The sequence below is a fragment of the Rhodococcus sp. MALMAid1271 genome (assembly GCF_049195265.1).
Classification (GTDB): domain Bacteria; phylum Actinomycetota; class Actinomycetes; order Mycobacteriales; family Mycobacteriaceae; genus Rhodococcoides.
Genome location: NZ_JBMIRQ010000020.1, coordinates 1 through 22676, shown reverse-complemented (window position 1 = coordinate 22676; position 22676 = coordinate 1). Strand labels below are relative to the sequence as shown.

At 64.3% G+C, this 22676-nt stretch carries 18 protein-coding genes and 1 pseudogene; 14 read left to right on the top strand and 5 right to left on the bottom strand.

The genetic code is table 11. From position 1 onward, the window contains the following. The first annotated feature begins 2 nt into the window (after positions 1 to 2). The 5 genes from ACOQFP_RS00900 (at position 3) to ACOQFP_RS00880 (ending at position 4976) form a co-directional block, all read left to right on the top strand. Positions 3 to 2000 carry an acetyl/propionyl/methylcrotonyl-CoA carboxylase subunit alpha gene (locus tag ACOQFP_RS00900; RefSeq protein ID WP_421583158.1) on the top strand — a complete coding sequence of 666 codons (1998 nt, stop codon included), beginning with the start codon at positions 3 to 5 and terminating at the stop codon, positions 1998 to 2000. Further along, positions 1997 to 3163: an acyl-CoA dehydrogenase family protein gene (locus tag ACOQFP_RS00895; protein ID WP_421583157.1), complete on the top strand. Its 1167-nt coding sequence runs from the start codon at positions 1997 to 1999 to the stop codon at positions 3161 to 3163. Before ACOQFP_RS00900 ends, ACOQFP_RS00895 begins: the two co-directional genes overlap by 4 nt. After that, positions 3160 to 3645, top strand: coding sequence for a MaoC family dehydratase (locus ACOQFP_RS00890; protein WP_421583156.1), 486 nt, complete (start codon positions 3160 to 3162; stop codon positions 3643 to 3645). Before ACOQFP_RS00895 ends, ACOQFP_RS00890 begins: the two co-directional genes overlap by 4 nt. Continuing rightward, on the top strand, positions 3642 to 4451 hold the full coding sequence (locus tag ACOQFP_RS00885; RefSeq protein WP_421583155.1) for an HpcH/HpaI aldolase/citrate lyase family protein: 810 nt from the start codon (positions 3642 to 3644) through the stop codon (positions 4449 to 4451). The genes ACOQFP_RS00890 and ACOQFP_RS00885 overlap by 4 nt, the downstream gene beginning before the upstream one ends. 72 nt (positions 4452 to 4523) lie before the next feature. Then, positions 4524 to 4976 carry a MarR family winged helix-turn-helix transcriptional regulator gene (locus tag ACOQFP_RS00880; protein WP_206490689.1) on the top strand — a complete coding sequence of 151 codons (453 nt, stop codon included), beginning with the start codon at positions 4524 to 4526 and terminating at the stop codon, positions 4974 to 4976. A gap of 21 nt (positions 4977 to 4997) precedes the next feature. On the opposite strand, the gene ACOQFP_RS00875 is transcribed toward ACOQFP_RS00880, so the two are convergent. After that, the gene (locus ACOQFP_RS00875; RefSeq protein ID WP_421583154.1) at positions 4998 to 6647 is read right to left on the bottom strand and encodes a BCCT family transporter; all 1650 of its coding nucleotides are present in this window, start codon (positions 6645 to 6647) and stop codon (positions 4998 to 5000) included. 345 nt (positions 6648 to 6992) lie between these two features. Beyond that, positions 6993 to 7664 (bottom strand): GntR family transcriptional regulator, encoded by a 672-nt coding sequence (locus ACOQFP_RS00870; RefSeq protein WP_206490691.1) that lies wholly within the window; start codon positions 7662 to 7664, stop codon positions 6993 to 6995. A gap of 165 nt (positions 7665 to 7829) precedes the next feature. Between ACOQFP_RS00870 and glyA the strand changes: the two genes are divergently transcribed. The 8 genes from glyA to ACOQFP_RS00830 all read left to right on the top strand — a co-directional run bounded on the left by glyA (position 7830) and on the right by ACOQFP_RS00830 (position 16832). After that, a complete protein-coding gene (gene glyA / locus ACOQFP_RS00865) occupies positions 7830 to 9110 on the top strand; it encodes a serine hydroxymethyltransferase (protein ID WP_341243546.1) in 1281 nt (426 codons plus the stop codon). Then, on the top strand, positions 9107 to 10345 hold the full coding sequence (locus ACOQFP_RS00860) for a sarcosine oxidase subunit beta family protein (protein ID WP_206490692.1): 1239 nt from the start codon (positions 9107 to 9109) through the stop codon (positions 10343 to 10345). The genes glyA and ACOQFP_RS00860 overlap by 4 nt, the downstream gene beginning before the upstream one ends. Positions 10346 to 10397: 52 nt before the next feature. Further along, positions 10398 to 10676, top strand: a complete 279-nt coding sequence (locus ACOQFP_RS00855) for a sarcosine oxidase subunit delta (protein WP_032377699.1) — start codon at positions 10398 to 10400, stop codon at positions 10674 to 10676. Next, positions 10673 to 13516 (top strand): 2Fe-2S iron-sulfur cluster-binding protein, encoded by a 2844-nt coding sequence (locus ACOQFP_RS00850; protein WP_421583153.1) that lies wholly within the window; start codon positions 10673 to 10675, stop codon positions 13514 to 13516. The genes ACOQFP_RS00855 and ACOQFP_RS00850 overlap by 4 nt, the downstream gene beginning before the upstream one ends. After that, complete coding sequence (locus tag ACOQFP_RS00845; protein WP_421583152.1) at positions 13509 to 14087, top strand: sarcosine oxidase subunit gamma; 579 nt, start codon at positions 13509 to 13511, stop codon at positions 14085 to 14087. Before ACOQFP_RS00850 ends, ACOQFP_RS00845 begins: the two co-directional genes overlap by 8 nt. Positions 14088 to 14149: 62 nt before the next feature. Further along, positions 14150 to 15079, top strand: a complete 930-nt coding sequence (gene folP, locus ACOQFP_RS00840) for a dihydropteroate synthase (protein ID WP_421583151.1) — start codon at positions 14150 to 14152, stop codon at positions 15077 to 15079. Beyond that, positions 15076 to 15453, top strand: coding sequence for a glycine cleavage system protein H (locus ACOQFP_RS00835; RefSeq protein ID WP_421583150.1), 378 nt, complete (start codon positions 15076 to 15078; stop codon positions 15451 to 15453). The genes folP and ACOQFP_RS00835 overlap by 4 nt, the downstream gene beginning before the upstream one ends. Then, on the top strand, positions 15450 to 16832 hold the full coding sequence (locus ACOQFP_RS00830; protein ID WP_421583149.1) for an L-serine ammonia-lyase: 1383 nt from the start codon (positions 15450 to 15452) through the stop codon (positions 16830 to 16832). Before ACOQFP_RS00835 ends, ACOQFP_RS00830 begins: the two co-directional genes overlap by 4 nt. A 159-nt stretch (positions 16833 to 16991) precedes the next feature. Here the strand turns inward: ACOQFP_RS00830 and purU are convergent, their stop codons facing one another. The 3 genes from purU to ACOQFP_RS00815 form a co-directional block, all read right to left on the bottom strand. Continuing rightward, the gene (gene purU, locus ACOQFP_RS00825) at positions 16992 to 17840 is read right to left on the bottom strand and encodes a formyltetrahydrofolate deformylase (protein WP_206490698.1); all 849 of its coding nucleotides are present in this window, start codon (positions 17838 to 17840) and stop codon (positions 16992 to 16994) included. A 25-nt stretch (positions 17841 to 17865) separates the two neighbouring features. After that, positions 17866 to 20331, bottom strand: coding sequence for a GcvT family protein (locus ACOQFP_RS00820; protein WP_421583148.1), 2466 nt, complete (start codon positions 20329 to 20331; stop codon positions 17866 to 17868). 176 nt (positions 20332 to 20507) lie between these two features. Beyond that, the gene (locus ACOQFP_RS00815) at positions 20508 to 22112 is read right to left on the bottom strand and encodes a BCCT family transporter (protein ID WP_421583171.1); all 1605 of its coding nucleotides are present in this window, start codon (positions 22110 to 22112) and stop codon (positions 20508 to 20510) included. Positions 22113 to 22523: 411 nt separating this feature from the next. On the opposite strand from ACOQFP_RS00815, the pseudogene ACOQFP_RS00810 reads away from it, so the two are divergent. Next, positions 22524 to 22676, top strand: a pseudogene (locus ACOQFP_RS00810) (S-(hydroxymethyl)mycothiol dehydrogenase); the annotation flags it as partial.

Here is a 22676-nt window from a genome sequence, read left to right as displayed (position 1 = left end):
GCATGACCACGATGATCGACACCATTCTGATCGCCAACCGCGGAGAGATCGCCGTACGCGTGACACGAACTTTGCGTCGCATGGGAATTCGTACCGTCGCCGTCTACAGCGACGCGGATGTCGACGCCAGGCACGTGCGAGAAGCCGACACCGCAGTGCGGCTCGGACCTGCCAATGCTCTCGAGAGCTACCTCGACATCGGCAAGGTGATCGCCGCCGCGAAAGCCACCGGAGCACAGGCCGTTCATCCCGGTTATGGATTCCTGTCCGAGAACGCCGAGTTCGCAACAGCCTGTGCTGCGGCGGGTATCGCATTCCTCGGCCCTCCGGCCAAGGCCATCGAGGTGATGGGCGACAAGATCGCCGCCAAAGCCGCCGTCAGCGCGTTCGGCGTCCCCGTCGTACCCGGAATTTCCAGGCCGGGACTCTCCGACGACGACTTGATCTCCGGCGCACCGGAAGTCGGATTCCCCGTACTGGTCAAACCGTCGGCTGGCGGCGGCGGTAAAGGGATGCGGTTGGTCGAACGTGCCGAGGATCTTCCCGCGGCGCTGACCAGCGCCCGCCGGGAAGCCGCATCGTCGTTCGGCGACGACACTCTGTTCCTGGAACGATTCGTGTTGCGACCCCGTCACATCGAGGTTCAGATCCTCGCCGACGGGCACGGCAACGTCATCCACCTGGGCGAGCGTGAATGCAGTCTGCAGCGGCGGCATCAGAAGGTCATCGAAGAAGCACCGTCGCCGCTGCTCGATGCGCAGACGCGGGCACGCATCGGCGAAGCCGCCTGTGACACCGCTCGAAGCGTGGACTACTCCGGTGCGGGCACAGTCGAATTCATCGTCTCGGCCGATCAACCCGATGAATTCTTCTTCATGGAGATGAACACTCGCCTGCAGGTCGAGCATCCGGTGACCGAGATGGTCACCGGACTCGACCTCGTCGAATGGCAGGTCCGGGTGGCAGCAGGCGAGATGTTGACGATCACCCAGGACGACATCACCCTCACCGGTCACGCCATCGAGGCGCGGATCTACGCAGAGGATCCTGGCCGCGGCTTTCTCCCTACCGGTGGCACCGTCGTGGGGCTTCGGGAACCCACCGGCACCGGCATCCGCGTCGATTCCGGACTGGCCGTCGGAAGCGAGGTGGGCAGCAACTACGACCCGATGCTCGCCAAGGTGATCGCGCACGGACCCGATCGCGCGACCGCACTGCGCAGCCTCGATCGGGCGCTGGCCGACACCGCGGTGCTCGGCGTCGTCACCAACATCGAATTCGCTCGCTTCCTGCTCGCCGACAACGACGTTCGTGCCGGCAAACTCGACACCGGCCTGCTCGACCGCCGCGTCGAGGATTTCGAAGCCGCCGAGACGAGCGACGAGGCGCTCGTCGCCGCGACGGCCATTGCCTGGCTCGACGCATGGCAGGCTGCGGGACAAGATATTTGGAGCGCACCCTCGGGCTGGCGAGTGGGAACGCACGCCCCGTTCCAGCGTCGCCTCGCCTCCGGAGGCCGGACGGCTCACGTGGCCATCACCGGCCGCCTCGATGCGGCCACCGTCGTCGTCGACGATGGGACGCCGCGCACGCTCCGAGCCGTGGCCACCGACGACTCGGTGGATCTGGTGCTCGACGATCGACGCGAGGCGATGACCTTCGCCCGGAGCGGCTCGGCCACCTGGGTTTCCAGCGCCGAGGGCACCTGGCGTATCGACCGGATCGCCGAAGCCGGTGTCCGCGAGGACGACGCGCACTCCGGTGACGCCGAAATAGTCTCGCCGATGCCGGGTTCGATCATCGCGATCGGAGCCACCACAGGTAGCGCCGTCACCGCAGGCACGGCCATCGTCGTCGTCGAGGCGATGAAGATGGAACACACCTTGACCACCCCGATCGACGGCACCGTCGAACTGTGTGTCGCAGTGGGGGATCAGGTCCGCGTCGACCAGGTCCTCGCCCGAATCGTTCCCACCGATACCGAACAGGATCACTCATGACCGATCATCTGTCATCCGCGAATCTCCCCGACGAGTACCAGCAGTTGGTCGAGTCCGTAGCCGATTTCACCCGCACGGTCGTCGCACCGGTCTCGGCGAAACACGATGCCGAACATTCCTTTCCGTACGAGGTCGTGAAGGGGATGGCCGAGATGGGCCTGTTCGGTCTGCCGTTCCCCGAGGAGTACGGCGGCATGGGCGGCGACTACTTCACGCTGTGCCTGGCGCTCGAGGAGCTCGGCAAAGTCGATCAGAGCGTCGCGATGACGCTCGAAGCCGGCGTCTCCCTCGGAGCCATGCCGGTGTACCGCTTCGGCAACGACGCCCAGAAGCAGCAGTGGTTGCCCAAGCTGACGGCAGGTAAAGCCCTGGCCGCGTTCGGCCTGACCGAGCCCGGTGCCGGTAGCGATGCGGGTGGCACGAAAACCACCGCTACGCGCGACGGCGGCGACTGGATCATCAACGGCAGCAAGCAGTTCATCACCAACTCCGGTACCGATATCACCGAACTCGTCACCGTCACCGCGGTGACAGGCGTCGACGAAGCGACCGGACGCAAGCAGATCTCGTCGATTCTCGTTCCCACGAACACCCCAGGCTTCGTCGCGGAACCGGCGTACAACAAGGTCGGCTGGAACGCATCCGATACCCACCCACTCAGCTTCACCGATGTACGTGTGCCACAGGAGAATTTGCTCGGAGAGCAGGGCCGCGGGTACGCGAACTTCCTGCACATCCTCGACGAGGGCCGGATCGCAATCGCTGCCGTGTCGGTCGGGGCCGCGCAGGGCTGCGTCGACGAAAGCGTGAAGTACGCCAAGGAGCGCGAGGCCTTCGGTGCCCCGATTGCCCGCAATCAGGCCATCGCGTTCAAGATCGCCCGCATGGAAGCCCGCGCACACACTGCTCGAACCGCCTACTACGACGCGGCGGCACTGATGTTGGCGGGCAAACCGTTCAAGAAGGCAGCCTCGATCGCCAAGCTCATCGCCTCCGAGGCGGCGATGGACAACGCGCGCGATGCCACGCAGATCCACGGTGGATACGGGTTCATCAACGACTACGTCGTCGCTCGGCACTACCGAGACAGCAAGATCCTCGAGATCGGCGAGGGCACCACCGAAGTTCAGCTGATGCTGATCGCGAGGAGCCTGGGACTATGAGCGACAAACGAATTCGCCAACGCGGCCTGTGGTTCGAGGAGATGGAACTCGGCACGGTGTACGAGCACCGCCCCGGGCGCACCATCACCGAGGCCGACAACACCCTGTTCACCACCCAGACGATGAACACCCAGGCCCTTCACCTCGACGCGGCCTACAGTGAGACAACGCCTTTCGGTCAACGACTGGTCAATTCCATGTTCACGGTCTCCACGCTCGTCGGGCTGTCGGTGACGCAGTTGACCCAGGGCACCATCGTCGCCAATCTCGGCTTCTCCGAGGTGTCGTTCCCCAAGCCGCTGTTCCACGGCGACACGCTGTACGCCGAGACCGTGATCTCGGACAAGCGCGAGTCGAAATCCCGGCCCGGCGAGGGAATCGTGACGTTTACCCACACTGGACGCAACCAGCACGGCGACGTCGTCGCGATCGCCGTCCGCAAGACGCTCGTCCGGATGCAACCACCGGAGGATGCGTCGTGAATTGGGTTCCGCCGGGACCGGCGTGGCTGTTCTGCCCGGCCGACCGCCCCGGGCGGTACGAGAAGGCCGCAGCCCGAGCCGATGTGGTCATCCTCGATCTCGAAGACGCGGTGGGGGCCGCGGACAAAGCCGCTGCCCGCGGGTCCATGGTTGCAACTGCGCTGGACCCGTCGCGCACCATCGTTCGGGTCAATGCGCACGGCACCGACGATCAGGCGGCAGACCTCGAGGCCCTGGAGCAGACCGAGTACACGACCGTCATGCTGCCCAAATGCGAATCGGCCGAACAGATTACCGCTCTGGCCCGATGGAACGTCGTCGCTCTGATCGAGTCCCCGCTCGGGGCGATGACGGTGTTCGAGGCACTCGCCGCCGACAACGCCATCGGTGCCATGTGGGGTGCCGAGGACCTCGTTGCTGCCATGGGCGGCAATTCGAGCAGGCATGCCAGTGGCGAGTACCGCGCTGTGGCGCAGCATGTTCGGTCACAAACGCTGCTCGCAGCCAAAGCACGCGGACTGTTCGCGCTGGATTCGGTATTCCTCGACATCCCCGATCTCGACGGGGTGCGCACCGAAGCCGAGGACGCGGTGGCCGTCGGCTTCGACGGTAAGGTGTCCATCCACCCGAGCCACATCCCGGTCATCCGTGACGCGTACGCCCCGAGCGGCGAGGACCTCGAGTGGGCAACGGCGGTACTCGACGCCGTCGCCCACAATCGTGGCGTCTTCACCTTCCGCGGACAGATGGTCGACGCTCCGGTCCTCGCCCACGCTCGACGGATCGTTGCCCGCCGACCGGCCTAGTTGCACACGCTGACTAAGGGCAGGCGCGGTACGGTGGGTGGTCACCACTGACGATATCGAGAGGTAAAGGCCATGTCGGCACACGACCCCGCCATGACTGCATTGGCGCAGAACTGGCTGGCACTGGCGGTGCTGCACGGCCGCATCGAGGGTCGGATCGAGCGCGCTCTGCAGGCCGACCACAACCTCAGCGCACGTGAGTACTGGCTGCTCGACGTCCTGGGCAGGCAACACGACGGGGAGGGCGGGCACCTTCAGATGAAACAGGTGGCCGACGCCGTGGTCCTGAGCCAGAGCGCGACGACGCGGCTGGTCACCCGACTCGAAGACCGAGGACTGCTCACCCGGTACCTGTGCCCCACCGATCGGCGAGGCATCTACACCGACGTCAGCGAGGAAGGGCTTGCGCTGCTCGAGGAGGCGCGACCGACGAACGACGCCGCTCTGAGCGAGGCACTCGACGAGGCGTCGACCGAGCCGGATCTGATCCCACTGGTCGACGCCCTTCGGCGCGCCGAGTCCTGATTCACTCCACCTGTTCCATGGCTACTCGTCCGAATCTCTGGCGAGACTCGACGAGCGCACCTTCTCCGACTCGGTAGTGATCGACTCGCCGTTGTGTTCGCGGAATTCTTCCCGCGTGAGCGGTTGCACCTTGACCCGCTCGGCTCGCAATCCCATCACCAGAGCGATGATCATCACCGACACCAGAAGGAAGATCGGTAGCCCGATCACGGTGATGACCTGTTGTAGCGCTTGCAGTCCTGCCTCACCGCCGAGCACGATCAGGGTGGCCGCCACGGCACCTTCGGTAATGCCCCAGAACACGCGCTGCCGTACCGGACCGGCCTCCCCGTCACCGGAACACAACATGTCGATCACCAGTGATGCCGAGTCCGAGGACGTAGCGAAGAACAGCGCCACGACGACCACCGCGATCCCCTGAATCAGGGTCGCGGCCGGGAAGTTGTCGAAGAACGTGAACATCGCCAACGGAACGCTCTCGGCGACCGCGTCCGAGATCGAACCGCCGGTGCCACCGATCCCGTCGATTCTCATTGCAGACCAACCGAACACGACGAACCACACCAGGGTGAACAACGAGGGGGCAGCCAGGACGCCGATGACGAACTGCCGAATCGTTCGACCTCGCGAGATGCGGGCGAGGAAGACGCCCATGAACGGGGCCCACGTCACCGTCCACGCCCAGTAGAAGACGGTCCAACCGCCCTGCCATCCCCACCCGCCGTCAGAGGTGAACTCGGCCATGGCGTCGTTCCAGAACGACAACGGAACGATTTCCTGTGCATAGTTTCCGAAGCTCTCGAAAATCTGCCGCAGCAGAAACACGGTGTCCGAGGCGATCAGAACGAAGATCATCAAACCGACTGCCACGAGGATGTTCACGTTCGACAGTCGACGAACACCCTTGTCCAAGCCAACGGCGATCGAGACCGTTGCAACCACGGTGAGCAGTCCGATGATCAGTACCTTCGCCCACACCGTATCGGGAAGTCCGACGAGCGCGCTCAATCCCGCATTGATCTGGGAGGTGCCGAGCCCCAGTGACACAGCCAAGCCGAAGATCGTGCCCAACACTGCGAATACATCGATCGTCTTTCCGATCGGACCTGAAATACGTTCCTTCAGAATCGGATAGAACACCGAGGACACGCGCATCGGCAGCTTGTATCGGTAGATGAAGAAGCCGAACGCCAACCCGGGCAGGGTGAAGATCGCCCAGGTGTGCAGGCTCAGATGATAGAGGGAAATGCTCATCGCATCCTGGGACGCTTCGACACTGTAGGGCTCGACACCGTCGAACGGCGGCGCAGAGAAATGCGAAATCGGTTCTGCCACGCCCCAGAACATCAGTACCGTGCCGATGCCGCCCGCGAACAGCATGGCGAACCAGGACAGGTTCGAGTACGCAGGTCTGTCGTCGTCCTCGCCCAGACGCAGGCGGCCGTACTTGCTGATGGCGACCCAGATCAGGAACACCAACCACAATGTGACGCCGATGATGAACAACCACCCGAGATTGGTGACGATCCATTCCCTACCGACACCGAACGCGTTCCCCACCCAGTCCTGGAAGATGAGGAACAGAACCAGTAGCGCGATCGTGAGCCCGGCCGAAACGAAGAAGATGTGATTGTCGGTTCTGAGGCCCAGTTTGCGAGCAAGTGTGTCCACGGTTGCCGTCACCATCCTCGACGGCACGGTTCGTCGGATTCGGTTCTTGCGCGGTCGTTGGGGCGTGCCGTCGCCAACCTTTAACCCTTCTTTACCGGGGCTTGCCTGTCCACCTGTGCGGCAGATTCGTTACCTGCCTGTATCGCGAACGCATCCGCGAATCCTTCGACGACGCCCCTGAGCAGCCGTGACTGTTGATGGTCGGCGGAGTTCTCGATCGAGTCCTTCGGTGTGATTCGACCCGAGTCATCTACATCGCCTCGCGTGCGCGGCGTCAGTACACCCCGGCCACGTACGCCATCGCGACCGCGCTACGCGGCGCGGCGGCACGAATATCTGCCGCCCCTACAGCAGTTCCCTGATGGCGTTCTCGAACCCGGTGACATGCTCGAGGGTCAGCTCGGCTGCGGTGTCGGCGTCGCCGTCGATGATGGCCTGCAGCAACGCAACGTGTTCACGAACATGGCCTGCGACGTTCGGCAGCCGGTCGAGGAACAGGCACCAGATCCGTGTGGCATGCGCGTCGAGGCTGACGAGAATGTCCTCGAGGTGGGGATTTCCCGACGCTCGATAGATTTCCCTATGTACCGCAACGTCTTTGCGTAGCACCTCGCGTGGGTCATCGGTGTCGTCGATGCTTGCGATGGACGTCGCGAGCTCCGAGAGCCGATCTCGCGCCGCTGGCCGAGCCGTGCGCGCGGCACGGGCGGAGGCCGCGGGTTCCAGTTGCTTGCGGATCTCTGAGATGTTGGCCAGATCTGTCATATCGACGGCAGTGGCGAACGTTCCACGCCGGGGGTACGCGACGACGAGCCGCTCGCGCTCGAGTCGTTTGAGACCTTCCCGGATCGGCGTGCGTCCGAGCCCCAATTGCTCGGCCAAACGATCGTCGTTGATCGGCTCCCCTGGCCGGATCTCGAGCATGATCAGCTGCTCACGGACGATTTCGTAGGCTCGATCGGCGTTGGTTCCGACGGACGTCCCTGCATCGATCTCCGGTGTAATCCCGATTGTCATCTTCTCAACTCACTCCCGGTCGATGCCTGCCCTTGACGGCTCTGCGTTGTGATCTTACTCTATTGGCATCTTGATATATCAGTTACAGACCATTGATCTTCCAGAAGGGCGGCCATCTTGACGCAGGACTTCGCACCGACGGCGACGGCAACGCACCCGGCAGGCGTGACGAACCGAGTACTCGCCGATCTCGACCCCGAGGTGCACCGCGCGATCAGTGCCGAGCTCGGACGTCAGCAGAACACCCTCGAGATGATCGCGAGCGAGAACTTCGCCCCGCTGGCGGTGATGCAGGCACAGGGTTCGGTGCTGACGAACAAGTACGCCGAGGGCTACCCCGGCCGCCGCTACTACGGCGGCTGCGAGAACGTCGACGTCATCGAACAACTCGCCATCGACCGGCTCAACACGCTGTTCGGATCGCAGTTCGCCAACGTACAGCCGCACTCCGGTGCGCAGGCCAATGCCGCTGCGATGGCGGCACTCCTGCAACCGGGCGATTCGATCCTGGGCCTCGCGCTGGCCCACGGCGGGCACCTCACCCACGGTATGAAACTCAACTTCTCGGGCAAGCTCTACGACGTCTCGGCCTACCACGTCGGAGAACACGACCATCGCGTCGACATGGAGGAAGTGGAGCGCCTCGCGCGCGAGCACCGCCCGAAGCTGATCATGGCCGGCTGGTCGGCCTACCCGCGCCACCTCGACTTCGCCGAATTCCGCCGTATCGCAGACGAAGTCGGTGCCTACCTGATGGTGGACATGGCGCACTTCGCCGGACTCGTCGCCGCCGGACTGCACCCATCACCGGTACCGCACGCACACGTGGTCACCTCGACGACACACAAGACGCTCGGTGGCCCTCGCGGCGGCGTGATCATCACCAACGACGCCGCACTGGCGAAGAAGTTCAATTCCTCCGTGTTTCCGGGCCAGCAAGGCGGCCCCCTCGAACACGTCATCGCAGGCAAGGCGGTCTCGTTCAAACTCGCTGCCGAAGAGGACTTTCGGGAGCGGCAGCAGCGCACGCTCGAGGGTGCGAAGATCCTGGCCGATCGACTGCTCACCGATGACGCAGCAGCGGCTGGCATCGACGTGGTGTCGGGCGGCACCGACGTCCACCTCGTACTGGTGGACCTGCGCAAGTCAGAACTGGACGGCAAGCAGGCCGAGGACAGACTGCACCACGTCGGAATCACCGTGAACCGCAATGCAGTTCCGTTCGATCCACGGCCGCCCATGGTGAGCTCGGGGGTCCGTATCGGTACCCCGGCTCTCGCGACCCGAGGCCTCGACGCCACGGCGTTCGCCGAGGTCGCCGACGTCATCGCACAGGCGTTGCGTCCCGACACCGATGACCGCGGACTCGATGCCCTGCGGACCAGGGTCGAGTTCGTCGCCGCGCAGTTCCCCCTCTACCCCGATCTGACGGAAGGCTACCGATGACCGCCCCCGCACGCCCACCGGGCGCACATCTACCCGATCATCCCGACTTCCTCTGGCGTAACCCCGAACCGAAGAAGTCGTACGACGTCGTGATCATCGGCGGCGGCGGACACGGCCTGGCCACCGCGCACTACCTCGCCAAGAACCACGGCATCACCAATGTCGCGGTGCTGGAGAAGGGCTGGCTCGCCGGCGGCAACATGGCGCGCAACACCACCCTCATCCGCTCGAACTACCTGTGGGACGAGAGCGCACGCATCTACGAGCACTCCCTCAAGCTGTGGGAAGGACTCGCTGACGACCTCGACTACCCCATCCTGTTCAGCCAACGCGGCGTACTCAACCTCGCGCACAGCCTGCAGGACGTACGAGACAGCGTGCGACGCGTCGAGGCCAATCGCCTCAACGGCATCGACGCCCAGTGGGTCGACCCCGACGAGGTCAAGAAGCTGTGCCCGATCGTCAACATCTCCAGCGACATTCGCTACCCGGTACTCGGTGCCACGTATCAGCCGCGCGCCGGCATCGCCAAGCACGACTACGTCGCCTGGGGATTTGCCCGACGCGCCGACGCAGCCGGTATCGACATCATCCAGAACTGCGAGGTCACCGGGTTCACCACCGACGGCAATCGCGTCACCGGGGTCAAGACCACACGCGGCGACATCGCCACCGGCCAGGTCGCACTGTGCGCGGCCGGACACACCTCGACACTGACCGACATGTTGGGCATCAAGACTCCTCTGCAGAGTCACCCCCTCCAGGCCCTCGTCTCGGAGTTGCTCGAACCGGTGCACCCCACGGTCGTGATGTCGAACGCGGTGCACGTGTACGTCTCCCAGGCGCACAAGGGAGAACTGGTGATGGGTGCCGGCGTCGATTCGTACAACGGCTACGGCCAACGCGGTGCTTTCCACATCATCGAACGACAGATGGCCGCCGCGGTGGAGCTGTTCCCCGTCTTCGCTCGCGCGCATCTGCTGCGTACCTGGGCCGGCATCGTGGACGTGTGCCCCGACGCCTCCCCCATCGTCGGACGCACACCGTTCGACAACGTGTTCCTCAATTGCGGTTGGGGTACAGGTGGATTCAAGGCCACCCCCGGTGCCGGATGGTGCCTGGCCGACACCATCGCCAACGACGAGGTACACGACTACATCGCACCGTTCAGCCTGGACCGATTCGTCACCGGCGCACTGGTGGACGAGCACGGCGCAGCCGGCGTGGCGCACTGACACCTCGCCGTCCCGGCACACGCATCACCCGAACGAGAATCTTGGAGTGGCAATGCAATTGATCGAATGCCCGTGGTGCGGGAGTCGCGAAGAAACCGAGTTCCACTACGGCGGGCAGGCGCACATCGCTTACCCCGAGGAACCGTCGGCCCTCACCGACGAACAGTGGGCGCACTTCGTGTTCTTCCGCGACAACCCCAAGGGGCTCTTCGCCGAACGGTGGAGTCACAGCGCAGGCTGCCGGCGTTGGTTCAACGCCGTACGCGACACCGCCACATACCGAATCCACAGTGTCTATCGCCTCGACGACCCGAAGCCGGTGAACCCATGACCGCATTCCGCACCACCTCCTGCGGCCGCATCGACCGCACGAGCACCCTCGACTTCACCTTCGGCGGCGCTGCGCTACAGGGACACCCGGGCGATACGTTGGCCTCGGCGTTGCTCGCCAACGGCATTCATCAGGTCACCACCAGCATCAAGCTCGGCAGACCCCGCGGATTCACCGCCGCCTGGGCAGAGGACACCGGTGGACTCGTACAGATCGAGGAGCCGTTCCCCGAGCCCATGCTGCTCGCGACCACGATCGAGCTGTACGACGGGCTGGTTGCCCGCGGCATCCCCGGGCAGGGCCGTCTCGCCGAGATCTCCGACTCGGCCAAGTACGACGCCATGCACGCACACACCGACCTGTTGGTCGTCGGCGCGGGACCGGCGGGCCTGACGGCGGCACTGCTCGCCGCACGAAGTGGCGCGCGAGTGATCCTCGTCGACGACCAGAGCGAGTTCGGCGGTTCGCTGCTCGGCTCCGATGAACAGATCGACGGTCGTCCGGCGCTGGAGTGGGTTGCCGACACGATCACCGAGCTGTCGAGCTTCCCCGATGTCACACTGCTGCAGCGCACCACGGCTTTCGGTTCCTATGACGACGGCTTCGTGCTCGCACTCGAACGCCGCACCGATCATCTCGGGTTGGAAGCACCGGCTGCACTCAGCCGTCAGCGCGTCTGGCGTATCCGCTCGCGGCACATCCTGGTGGCCACCGGCGCACACGAGCGCCCGGTCGTCTTCACCGACAACGACCGGCCCGGAATCATGTTGGCGCACAGCGCCCGTACGTTCCTGCATCGCTACGGCGTCACCGTCGGCACCGAGGCCGTCGTCTTCACCACCAACGACAGCGCCTACCGGGCCGCCGTCGATCTGCACGACGCAGGGGTCCGCATCGCAAGCATCGTCGATGCCCGCGCAACTGCACCCGAACACTGGCTCGGCCTGTGCCGGGATCGCGGCATCGAGGTACGCACCGGCAGTGTCGTTTCCGGCACCCGCGGCGACACCCGCGTCACCCATGCGCTGGTCACCGGTGCCGACGGCACGACCGACACGGTCGGCTGCGATGTCCTTCTGGTCAGCGGCGGCTGGAACCCTGCCGTGCATCTGTTCAGTCAGGCCCGCGGAAAGCTCCGCTACGACGGCGGACTCGGCGCATTCGTGCCTGCAGACGACATCGAGGGAATCAGTGTCGCTGGATCGGCATCGGGAGTGTTCGATCTGGACGGATGTCTGCGCGATGGCGGCGCGGCCACCGCAGCTGTACTGACTCGCCTCGGATTCGACACCCCCGAAAGCTCGGTACCCGTGGTCGATTCCGTTCCGAGCAGCGATTCACTGGTGCTGTGGCGAGTGCGCGACGATGCCGGTGCCGACAGCCAATTCGTCGACGTGCAGCGTGACGCCACCGTCGCCGATCTGGTCCGCGCGGTCGGTGCAGGCATGTCCTCGATGGAACACATCAAGCGGTACACCACGATCGGAACGGCCCACGACCAGGGCAAGACCTCCGGCGTGGTGTCCTCGGGCATCGTGGCGGAATTGCTCGACAAGCCCGTCGAGAACCTCGGCACCACCACGTTCCGGCCGCCGTACACCCCGGTGGCGTTCGCAGCACTGGCCGGCCGCAACCGCGGCATGGCCTTCGACCCGGAACGGGTTACTGCAGTTCATGATTGGCACGTCGAACGCGGCGCCGTCTTCGAGGATGTCGGCCAGTGGAAGCGGCCCAGGTACTACCCACTTCCGGGCGAGGACATGCACGACGCAGTACTGCGTGAATGCGCGGCCGTGCGATCGTCCGTCGGCATGCTCGACGGTTCCACTCTCGGCAAGATCGACGTCCAGGGGCCGGATGCGGGCGTGGTGCTGGACATGTTCTACACGAACATGATGAGCACGTTGAAAGTCGGCATGGTTCGGTACGGCGTGATGTGCGGTACCGACGGCATGGTCATCGACGACGGTACCGTCATGCGCTTGGCGGACGACCGCTTCCAGGTGTTCACCACCACCGGCGGCGCTGCCGCCATGCTGGACTGGATGGAGGAATGGCTGCAGACCGAATGGCCGCACCTGGCAGTTCGATTGACGTCGGTGACCGAACAATGGGCCACGTTCCCCGTGGTGGGTCCGCGTTCCCGTGACCTGGTCGGCGAGGTCTTTCCCGAACTGGACGTGTCCAACGAGGCGTTCCCGTTCATGGCATGGCGGAACGCGTCGATCGACGGCATTCCCGCCCGGGTGGCGCGGATCAGCTTCTCCGGTGAGCTCGCCTTCGAGGTGAACATCGATTCCTGGCACGCCCACGCGCTGTGGTCGAGATTGATCGCCGCAGGCGAGAAGTACGGGATCACCCCGTACGGCACCGAAACCATGCACGTTCTGCGCGCCGAGAAGGGATACCCGATCGTCGGCCAGGACACCGATGGCACCGTCACCCCGCAGGATCTCGGGATGAGCTGGGCAGTATCGAAGAAGAAGCTCGACTTCATCGGAAAGCGCTCGTTCGATCGTGCCGAGAACCGGAACCCGCTGCGCAAACAGTTCGTCGGACTCCTTCCGGTCGACCGCGAGACCGTGCTTCCCGAGGGCTCGCAGATCATCGAACATTCCGACAGCGGAGTCCTGCCAGAGCTTCCGGTCCCGATGCTCGGCCACGTCACGTCGAGCTACGCCAGTGCCGAACTGGGCAGGCCTTTCGGGTTGGCCCTCCTCGAAGCCGGTCGTGATCGACTCGGCGACATCCTGCACGTCCCTGTGGGTGACACCTTGATCGCCGTGGAAGTCACCGGCTCCGTACTCGTCGACCCGGAAGGAAATCGCCGTGATGGCTGATCGTCTCGCCTCCAGAAGTCCACTCGCAGAGACAGTTCTGTCCGACAACCTCTCGATACGCATCGTGGAGGAGCCGTTCCTGGCCGGAGTCGATCTATGGGTCGACCCGAACGGGCCGGGCGGAGCGGCCGCCGCGGCCGAGCTCGGCACCGACCTTCCCGGCCCAGGACGGGTGGCCGAGGGAACGAACACCACAGCCATCTGGCTCGGTCCCGAGGAGTGGCTGGTGATCGGAGCCGACGTCGATTCCGTCGAACTCGAACACCGTCTCGGCTCGGCGGTTCGAGAGCACGGTGGTGCGGCAACCGATGTATCCGCTCAACGAACGAGTCTGCGGCTGAGCGGTCGCCGTGCCCGCGACGTGTTGGCGAAGGGCTGCTCGATCGACTTGCACACCCGCGCCTTTCCGGCAGGTTCGACGGTTCAGACGATGCTCGCGATGGCAGGCATGATCCTCATCGCCTGCGACGACACGGGAACGGACTACCGCATCCTCGTACGGTCGTCGTTCGCGCGGTATCTCGCCGCCTGGCTGATCGACGCATCCGAGGAATACACCGACCTCGACTGACCCGCTCTGCTGGACCCCGCGAGAGAAAACAGGTGATCGCAGTGCTCACGACCGTCTCCACAGTGACACGGGCAGCCGATGCCCGTGATCGGCTACTGACCCGGCTGACGACCGCACACCCCGTCGTCTGCGGGATCGTCAACGTCACCCCCGATTCGTTCTCGGACGGGGGGCGGTTTCTGGACACCGATCATGCTGTGGCGCATGCACTGTCGATGGTCGAGGACGGGGCGGAACTGCTCGACATCGGCGGTGAATCGACTCGGCCCGGTGCCACACCGCCCACCGTCCGGGAGGAAATCGAACGCGTCGTTCCGGTGATCGAGGCGTTGTCCAGACTCACGGCGGTACCGCTGTCGGTCGATACCTCGCGCCCGGAGGTGATGCGCGAGGCGGTGGGCGTGGGAGCGAGCGTGATCAACGACGTTCGCGCTCTTCGAGTTCCCGGTGCGCTCGCCGCTGCGGCCGACTTGGACGCCGCAGTGTGCCTGACGCACATGCAAGGCGAGCCGTCGACGATGCAATGCGCTCCTCGCTACGTCGACGTCACGGCGGAGGTGTGCGCGTTTCTCGACGAGCGGGCTGCCGAGTGCACTCGCGCCGGTATCCCGGCCTACCGTATTCTGGTCGATCCAGGCTTCGGGTTCGGTAAGACCCTCGAGCACAATCTGCAACTGTTCCAGGGGCTTCGGGTGCTCAGCTCGGCCGGTAGACCGATCATGGCGGGGGTATCGCGGAAGGGAATGATCGGTGCCGTCACCGGCCGCGATGTCGACGGCCGACTGGCCGGGTCACTCGCTGCTGCGATCCTCGCGGCCCAGAACGGGGCCTCGCTCCTCCGGGTCCACGATGTCGCCGCCACCATCGATGCGCTGGCCGTGGTTCGGGCGGTGCGATCTGCGGACGACGCCGGCCCATCCATTCGTGCAGCATCTTCCCTTTGTCCGCCACCCGTAGGTCAACCCATGATGAATGCCGAGGCCACCTCATGACTGCATCCCTCACTTCTGCCCATCGACTCTTCGACGCGGGTCATGGTTGGATGGCCGTCGACCCGTTCGGTTCACCCGCCCAGACCCCGAGCCGAGTGGGAGTCACGCCTGCTGCACTCGAGGGTTCTGCGGACATCCTCGGAGTCGACCTACCGCCGGTGCGCACCGTGGTCACTGCGGGAGAAGCCTGCGGCACCATCGCTACCTCCGCTGGGCCGGTGACGGTATACGCACCGGCAGGCGGCATGGTGACGATCGTCAATCCTGCAGTGCGCGAGGACCCTTCGATCATCGCCACCGACCCGCTCGGAGACGGCTGGCTGTTCGCCGTACTCACACCCCAGACCACCCACGACGTTCGAGGCGATTCATGACTATCAGTGTGTTCGACCTCTTCTCCGTGGGAGTCGGCCCCTCGAGTTCGCACACGGTCGGTCCGATGCGTGCGGCCGCTCGATTCGTCGACGACCTACGTACCATCTCCGCATTCGAAGACGTCCGGGAAGTGGCGGTGGACCTGTACGGCTCACTGGCGGCCACCGGCGCTGGACACGGCACCATGACGGCAGTCCTGCTCGGACTGGAAGGCCTTGTTCCCGAGACCATCTTGACCGAGTACATGGAGCAGCGGCAGCAATCGATGGCGGCGACCGGACGGATCCTGTTCGGCGGCGTTCGCGAAATCGACCTGGCTGTGGACGACATCGTGCTCCGGCCGTTGACGGTGTTGCCGTTCCACCCCAACGGAATGAGACTCACTGCTCGCGCAGCGGACTCGACCGAATTGCACACCGAGACGTACTTCTCGGTGGGTGGCGGTTTCGTGGTCACCGAGGCCGAAAGCGTCGAGGCGGTGACGCCGCTCGCCACCCCGAACGGCTTCGCATCGGCCAAGGAGCTACTGCAGCTCTGCGAACGACGGCGCTGCAGCATCAGTGAGGTCATGACCGAGGTGGAACTCGAACGCCGCACGCTCGACGAGATCCGGGACGGCTTGCTGCACATCCGCGATGTGATGGTCGAGTGCGAGGTTCGTGGTATCTCTCGCGACGGCCACCTTCCGGGTGCGCTCGGCGTGCGGCGTCGAGCACGAGACTGGTTCCTGCGCCTCGAAGCCGAGGATCCGCACCGCTCGAGTGAATTCGCCGAAGACTGGGTCAATCTCGTCGCTCTCGCAGTCAACGAGGAGAATGCGTCGGGCGGAAGAATCGTGACCGCACCCACCAACGGTGCTGCGGGCATCATCCCGGCGGTGCTCCACTACGCCACGCGGTACACCGCAGCCGGCATCGCCGACCCCGACGGCAGCACGGTGCGTTTTCTGCTCACCGCCGGGGCGATCGGGTCGCTGTACAAGGAGATGGCCTCGATCTCCGGTGCCGAGGTGGGCTGCCAGGGCGAGGTCGGTTCGGCAGCATCGATGGCCGCGGCCGGTCTGGCCGAGGTACTGGGCGGCACACCGGAACAGGTGGAGAACGCCGCCGAGATCGCGATGGAGCACAGCCTCGGCCTCACGTGCGACCCGATCGGCGGCTTGGTGCAGATCCCGTGTATCGAGCGCAATGCCATCTCGGCGGGGAAGGCCATCAATGCAGCGCGTATGGCGTTGCGCGGCAACGGCACCCATCGTGTCAGCCTGGATCAGGTGATCGAGACCATGCGATCGACCGGTGCCGATATGCACTCGAAGTACAAGGAGACCTCCAGCGGCGGTCTGGCCATCAACGTGCCGGTCAACTTCGTGGAGTGCTAGAGGCAGAACCTCACACCCTTTTTCGGGGGTGCGCGCCGATTCTCGGTGACTGGAACTAGCGCGCACTCTGCAGAAAGGGTGTGCGGTTCTCCCATTTCCCACCGCACAGACGACCAGGGCCCGTACCGATTCGGTACGGGCCCTGGTCGTGTGTGCGACTCAGCTGAAGATCACTGTCCGGTGTCCGTGCAGCAGAACGCGGTTCTCGCAGTGCCAGCGGACCGCCCGCGACAGTGCCAGCGCTTCCGCGTCCTGTCCGACGGTGGCCAGACGAGACGGGTCGTGCGTGTGGTCGATACGAATGACCTGCTGTTCGATGATCGGGCCCTCGTCCAGATCGGGGGTGACATAGTGCGCCGTCGCACCGACCTGCTTGACGCCCCGATCGAACGCCTGGTGGTACGGCTTCGCGCCCTTGAAGCCGGGCAGGAACGAGTGGTGGATGTTGATCGCCCTGCCGTGCAGCGCTCGGCACGTCTCGTCGGAGAGCACCTGCATGTACCGCGCCAGCACCACCAGGTCCACCGCGTACTCGTCGACGAGATCGAGCAGGCGCTGCTCGGCCTCGGCCTTGGTACCGGGGGTGACGGGAACGTGGACGAACGGCAGCCCCGCAGCCTCGGCCATCGGCCGCAGTACCTCGTGGTTGCTCACCACGGCCACCAGCTCCCCGCCGAGGTTCTGCGAGCGCCACCGGAAGATGAGGTCGTTGAGGCAGTGCCCCATCTTGGAGACCATGACGAGCACTCGGGGCTGACTGCACCCGTTGAAGGTGTACGTCATCGCGAATCTGTCGGCCACCTCCCGGAAACTGTCGGTCAGCTTGTCGATGTCGGTGGTGCCGCTGGCCACGAACGACGTTCGAAGGAAGAACGAGCCGTCCGTGGAATCGTCGAACTGTTGATGTTCGGCGATGTCGCAGTCGTTGTCGAAGAGGAATGCACTGACGGCCCGGACGATGCCCGGCCGCTGGCCGCAGCTGAGCGTGAGGGTGAAGTTCTCGGTCATCGAATCTCCTGGTACTGGTGGGTCGTCAGCTACGGATTTTGGCCATTTCAGGATCGACGAGCGGCTCGGCCACGACGGTGGCGGACACGAGTCGGTCGAAGTACTGAATCTGAACTGCTGCACCGGGTTCTGCGCTACTGGCCGGGACCCAGGCATAGGCGATAGGGGCGCCGACGGTGTGTCCGAACGCTGCGCTGGTGACGTAGCCGGCCGGCTCGCCGTCCACCAAGACCGGCTCATGGCCGAGGACCACCGAGGTACCGTCGTCGATCTTCAGGCAGACCAACTTCTTCGAGACGGTGTCGTCGGACATCTCGAGGACTGCGTCGCGGCCACGGAACTCGCCCTTCTGCGGGCGCACCGCGAAGCCGAGTCCGGCTTCGTAGGGGTTGTGTTCGGTGGTCATGTCCGAACCCCAGGACCGGTAGCCCTTCTCCATGCGCAGGCTGTTGAACGCCGCGCGCCCGCCGGCGATGATGCCGTACTCGGAGCCGCTCTGCCACAACATGTCCCACAGTCGCTGGCCGTAGTCTGCTGTGGTGTACAGCTCCCAACCGAGCTCGCCCACGTACGACAGCCTCATCGCGGTGACGGGCACTCCACCGATGCGAACCTGCTTGCAACGGAAGTACTTGAAGTTCTCGTTGGAGAAGTCGTCCTGGGTCAGCTTCTCCACGACGTCGCGGGCATGTGGACCCCATAGCCCGATGCAGCATGTGGAGCCGGTGATGTCGTCTACGGTGACGCTGCCGTCGCTGGGTGCTTCGCGGCGAAGGTAGTCGAAGTCGAGGTTGCCGTTGGCACCGACCTGAAATTCGTCTGCGGACAACCGCGCAACGGTGAGGTCGCTTCGGACGCCGCCGTTCTCGTCGAGAGCCAGCGCATACGTGACGGCCCCGACCGTCTTGTCCATCTTGCCGGTCGTCAATCCTTCCAGGAACGCAAGTGCTCCCGAGCCGCGTACGCGAAGTCGCTTGAGCGGGGTCATGTCGTACATGGCGACGGACGTTCGGGTCTTCCACGCCTCGGCCGCAGCGATGGGTGAGTGGAACATCGATGCCCACTCGTCCCGCTTGGGCGGCTGCCATTCGGCTGGGAGCTGCTGCACCAGGTCGGCATTGGCCTCGTACCAGTGCGGGCGTTCCCAGCCGCCACCTTCGAGGAACATCGCACCGAGCTGCTGCTGGCGCGCATGGAAGGGACTGACTCGAACATCGCGGGGGGACAACCGCGGCTGCAAGGGATGCATCACGTCGTAGATCTCGACGAAGTTCTGCTGCGAGGTTTCGCTGACGTAGGAGGGATCGAGCTGGAAATCTTCGAATCGGTTGACGTCGCACCCGTGCAGTTCCACTTCGGAGCGTCCGTCGACCAGCAACTGAGCAATTGCCCTGCCGACGCCTGCCGAATGGGTGACCCACACGGCCTCCGCGATCCAGAACCCCTTGACGTCCGGGGACTCACCGAGCAGCGGCCCACCGTCCGGGGTGAACGAGAACACTCCATTGAAGCCGTGGTCGATCTCGGCCGTCTCGAGACACGGCAGCAGCAGCTTGGACTGCTCCCAGGACGGGGCGAAATCCTGCTGCGTGAAGTCGAGCATCGATGGCATCGCCTCGTCGGACACACCGTCGCCGCCGGGCAAGGATGCGGTGTCGACGGGCATCGGACGGTGGGCGTAGGTGCCGATTCCGAGACGATCGACGTGTTCGCGGAAGTACAGATCCTGATCTTGGTGACGGAGGATGGGCAGGCCCGCCTCGGCAGCTTCGGTGTTGCGTCCCACCAGTTCCGGAATCTGGCCGGTCTTGGCGTACTGGTGCGCCAGGGGCAGCAGCGGCACCTTCACGCCGACCAACTCGCCCACGTCCGGGCCCCAGAAGCCGGCGCAGGAGACCACGATGTCGGCCTCGATCACGCCCTGGTCGGTTGCGACGCCGGTGACTCGCCCGCCGACCTGCTCGATACCGATGACCTTGGTCGAACCCCGGAAGACAGCACCACGCGATTCGGCGCGTCGGGTCAGTGCCACGACGGCGCGGGAGGCCTTGGCCAGGCCGTCGGTCTCGACGTACAGGCCACCGAGAACGCGCGAACGGTCCAGCAGGGGGTGCAGTTTGGCGCATTCGGACGGGTCGATGACCGATCCTTCGATGCCCCAGGAGGTGGCCCATCCCTGCTTGCGATGCAGGTCGGCCAACCGCTCCTCGGTGGTTGCCACTTCGAGGCCGCCCAGCTGGTTGAAGCACCACTGACCATCTACCTCGAGGCCCATGAACTTCTCGACCGTGTACCGGGCGAGTTCGGTCATCGTCTTGGACGCGTTGGTCTGGAATACCAGCCCCGGTGCGTGCGATGTGGATCCACCCGTGAGCGGGAGTGGCCCCTGATCGAGCACGGTGATGCGATCCCAGCCGCGTGCGGTGAGCTCGTCGGCCACGTTGGTGCCGACGATGCCGGCGCCGATGATGACAACTCTCGGTGAACCCATGATGGTCCTTCCGTATCGGGGTGGAGAGATGGAGCTCGGCCGCGATGACTGACGGCCTGCACGACAACTAACCATAGATTGATATATCAAGAGTATGGCCAGAGGTGGTTGCGGTCAACCCCTCACAACCGACGATGCGGGACGCATCTGCGCGCGTCCCGCACCGTCGGCTCGATTCACTTGTCGGACTTGACTTTCACCGGACTCTTGACGATGAACGGATCACTGGTCACGTCCTTGTACAGCGATACACACGTACCGATCATCACCAGCACGAAGGGTGCGGCCACGATGATCGTCATGGTCTGCAACCCGTTGAGGGCATCGGACCCTCCGGTCCACAACATGAGGATCGCGACGCCACCGGTGACCACGCCCCAGAAAGCCACCACACCCCTCGAAGGATCGAGGGTTCCTCGTTGCGACAAGGTGCCCATCACGATGGAGGCGGCATCGGCACCACTGACGAAGAAGATTCCGACCAGCACCATCACCAGTACCGAGGAGACCCCGGCCCACGGGAACTGGTCCAGCACCGCGAACAACTGCGATTCCGGCTTACCGAGAGCCACCAAATCCTCGGTACCCTTCTGCTGCTCGCCAATTGCTGCACCGCCGAAGATCGAGAACCACACCAGGCTCACCGACGTCGGGACGAGGATGACACCGATGACGAACTGACGGATGGTGCGGCCGCGGCTGATGCGAGCGAGGAACATTCCGACGAAGGGGGTCCACGAGATCCACCAGGCCCAGTAGAAGATCGTCCAGGACGAAAGCCACGACTCCGTCTCGGGACCGCCCGATGCCGCCGAACGCGCCGACATGCCCGCGATGTGCGCGGCATAGTCACCGAGAGTGGTGGGCAGCAGGTTCAGTATCAACACCGTGGGCCCGGCAACGAACACGAAGAGGGCAAGCACGAGGGCGAGCACCATGTTGATGTTCGAGAGCCACTGAATTCCCTTGGACACTCCGGACACTGCCGAGGCCACGAACGCCAGAGTCAGGATGGCCACGACGGCGACCAGGAGCAGCGTTCCTGCCTGATTCACCCAGCCCAGAACCTCTATGCCCGAACCGATCTGGAGCGCTCCGAGACCGAGAGAGGCCGCGGTGCCGAACATGGTGGCGAAGATCGCCAGGATGTCGATGACCTTGCCGATGGGCCCTTCGGCGCGTCGGCCGATCAGCGGAATGAAGGAGGCGCTGATCAGCTGCTTGCGGCCCATTCGATACGTACCGTAGGCGATGGACAACCCGACCACCGCGTACATCGACCAGGGGTGCAGCCCCCAGTGGAAGATTGCCGTCGAAAGAGCTGTTCCCACAGTCGAATCGGTGATTCCGGGCGGCGGGGTGACGAAGTGGGTGAGCGGCTCGGCCACTCCCCAGAAGATCAGGCCGATTCCCATGCCGGCGCTGAACATCATCGCGATCCAACTGACGGTGTTGAATTCCGGCTTCTCGCCGTCCTGACCGAGTGGGATCTTGCCGTACCGGCTCAGCGCCAGCCACAGCGCGAAGATGACGAATGCAGTGGCCGAGAAGATGAACAGCCAGCCGATGTTGGTCACGACCCAGTCGAGTACGGACGCATTGACGGTTTTCATGTTCTCGGTACCGAGAATGCCCCAGGCAAGGATTGCGATCACGATGACCGCGGTGATGCCGAACACCACCTTGTCGGTGCGCGGCTTGGCCCCGTCACCGGGGTGGTAGACCTCGAGCGGACCGTAGTCGTGGTGGTCAGGTTTGTCGGGTGTCGCGGTCGGCTTCATGCCGAGCCGGGGTTTGTCGGCTCGGGGTTTGCTGTTCGTTGTCACATCGTTCTCCCTCCGGCTCTCGCCGAATAGGTGTGTCGCCCGTGTACGCAGCGTGGATGGTCGAAAATTGATTTGCGCGACGCGTTGCTCTATGCGCAACGGTGGCAGTTCGACTCGGACAAGAGTGAGCCGACTGAGAGGATGTGTCAAGAGATGACCAGCCGGTTCGAAGCAATCAGACGGGAGCATCATCGCCGATCGATAGCCCTGAACTGGGCAGTAGCGGTTCGATGTCCGCAAATCGGACATATTTGGATATCAGCATTTAACATTCACTACTGTTCGGTAATTGATATATTACATTGATTCCAATTCGGTCAGCTGTCTCGTCGACGGCGACCTCCCCTACCCCAAGGAGTACTCACCATGTCGCAGCAAGTCCGGGCAGTCGTTGCCAAGAGCAAGGGCGAGCCCGTGTCGATCGAGACGATTACGATCCCGGATCCGGGTCCGAACGATGTGGTGGTCGCGGTTGCGGCGTGCGGGGTGTGTCATACGGATCTGCATTATCGCGAGGGT

Excerpts from the sequence above, each read along its gene's own strand:
- ACOQFP_RS00900 (WP_421583158.1), top strand. The coding sequence starts at position 3 with ATGACCACGATGATCGACACCATTCTGATCGCCAACCGCGGAGAGATC.
- ACOQFP_RS00895 (WP_421583157.1), top strand. The coding sequence starts at position 1,997 with ATGACCGATCATCTGTCATCCGCGAATCTCCCCGACGAGTACCAGCAG.
- ACOQFP_RS00890 (WP_421583156.1), top strand. The coding sequence starts at position 3,160 with ATGAGCGACAAACGAATTCGCCAACGCGGCCTGTGGTTCGAGGAGATG.
- ACOQFP_RS00880 (WP_206490689.1), top strand. The coding sequence starts at position 4,524 with ATGTCGGCACACGACCCCGCCATGACTGCATTGGCGCAGAACTGGCTG.
- ACOQFP_RS00870 (WP_206490691.1), bottom strand. The coding sequence starts at position 7,664 with ATGACAATCGGGATTACACCGGAGATCGATGCAGGGACGTCCGTCGGA.
- ACOQFP_RS00860 (WP_206490692.1), top strand. The coding sequence starts at position 9,107 with ATGACCGCCCCCGCACGCCCACCGGGCGCACATCTACCCGATCATCCC.
- ACOQFP_RS00855 (WP_032377699.1), top strand. The coding sequence starts at position 10,398 with ATGCAATTGATCGAATGCCCGTGGTGCGGGAGTCGCGAAGAAACCGAG.
- ACOQFP_RS00850 (WP_421583153.1), top strand. The coding sequence starts at position 10,673 with ATGACCGCATTCCGCACCACCTCCTGCGGCCGCATCGACCGCACGAGC.
- ACOQFP_RS00845 (WP_421583152.1), top strand. The coding sequence starts at position 13,509 with ATGGCTGATCGTCTCGCCTCCAGAAGTCCACTCGCAGAGACAGTTCTG.
- ACOQFP_RS00835 (WP_421583150.1), top strand. The coding sequence starts at position 15,076 with ATGACTGCATCCCTCACTTCTGCCCATCGACTCTTCGACGCGGGTCAT.
- ACOQFP_RS00830 (WP_421583149.1), top strand. The coding sequence starts at position 15,450 with ATGACTATCAGTGTGTTCGACCTCTTCTCCGTGGGAGTCGGCCCCTCG.
- purU (WP_206490698.1), bottom strand. The coding sequence starts at position 17,840 with ATGACCGAGAACTTCACCCTCACGCTCAGCTGCGGCCAGCGGCCGGGC.
- ACOQFP_RS00820 (WP_421583148.1), bottom strand. The coding sequence starts at position 20,331 with ATGGGTTCACCGAGAGTTGTCATCATCGGCGCCGGCATCGTCGGCACC.
- ACOQFP_RS00815 (WP_421583171.1), bottom strand. The coding sequence starts at position 22,112 with ATGAAGCCGACCGCGACACCCGACAAACCTGACCACCACGACTACGGT.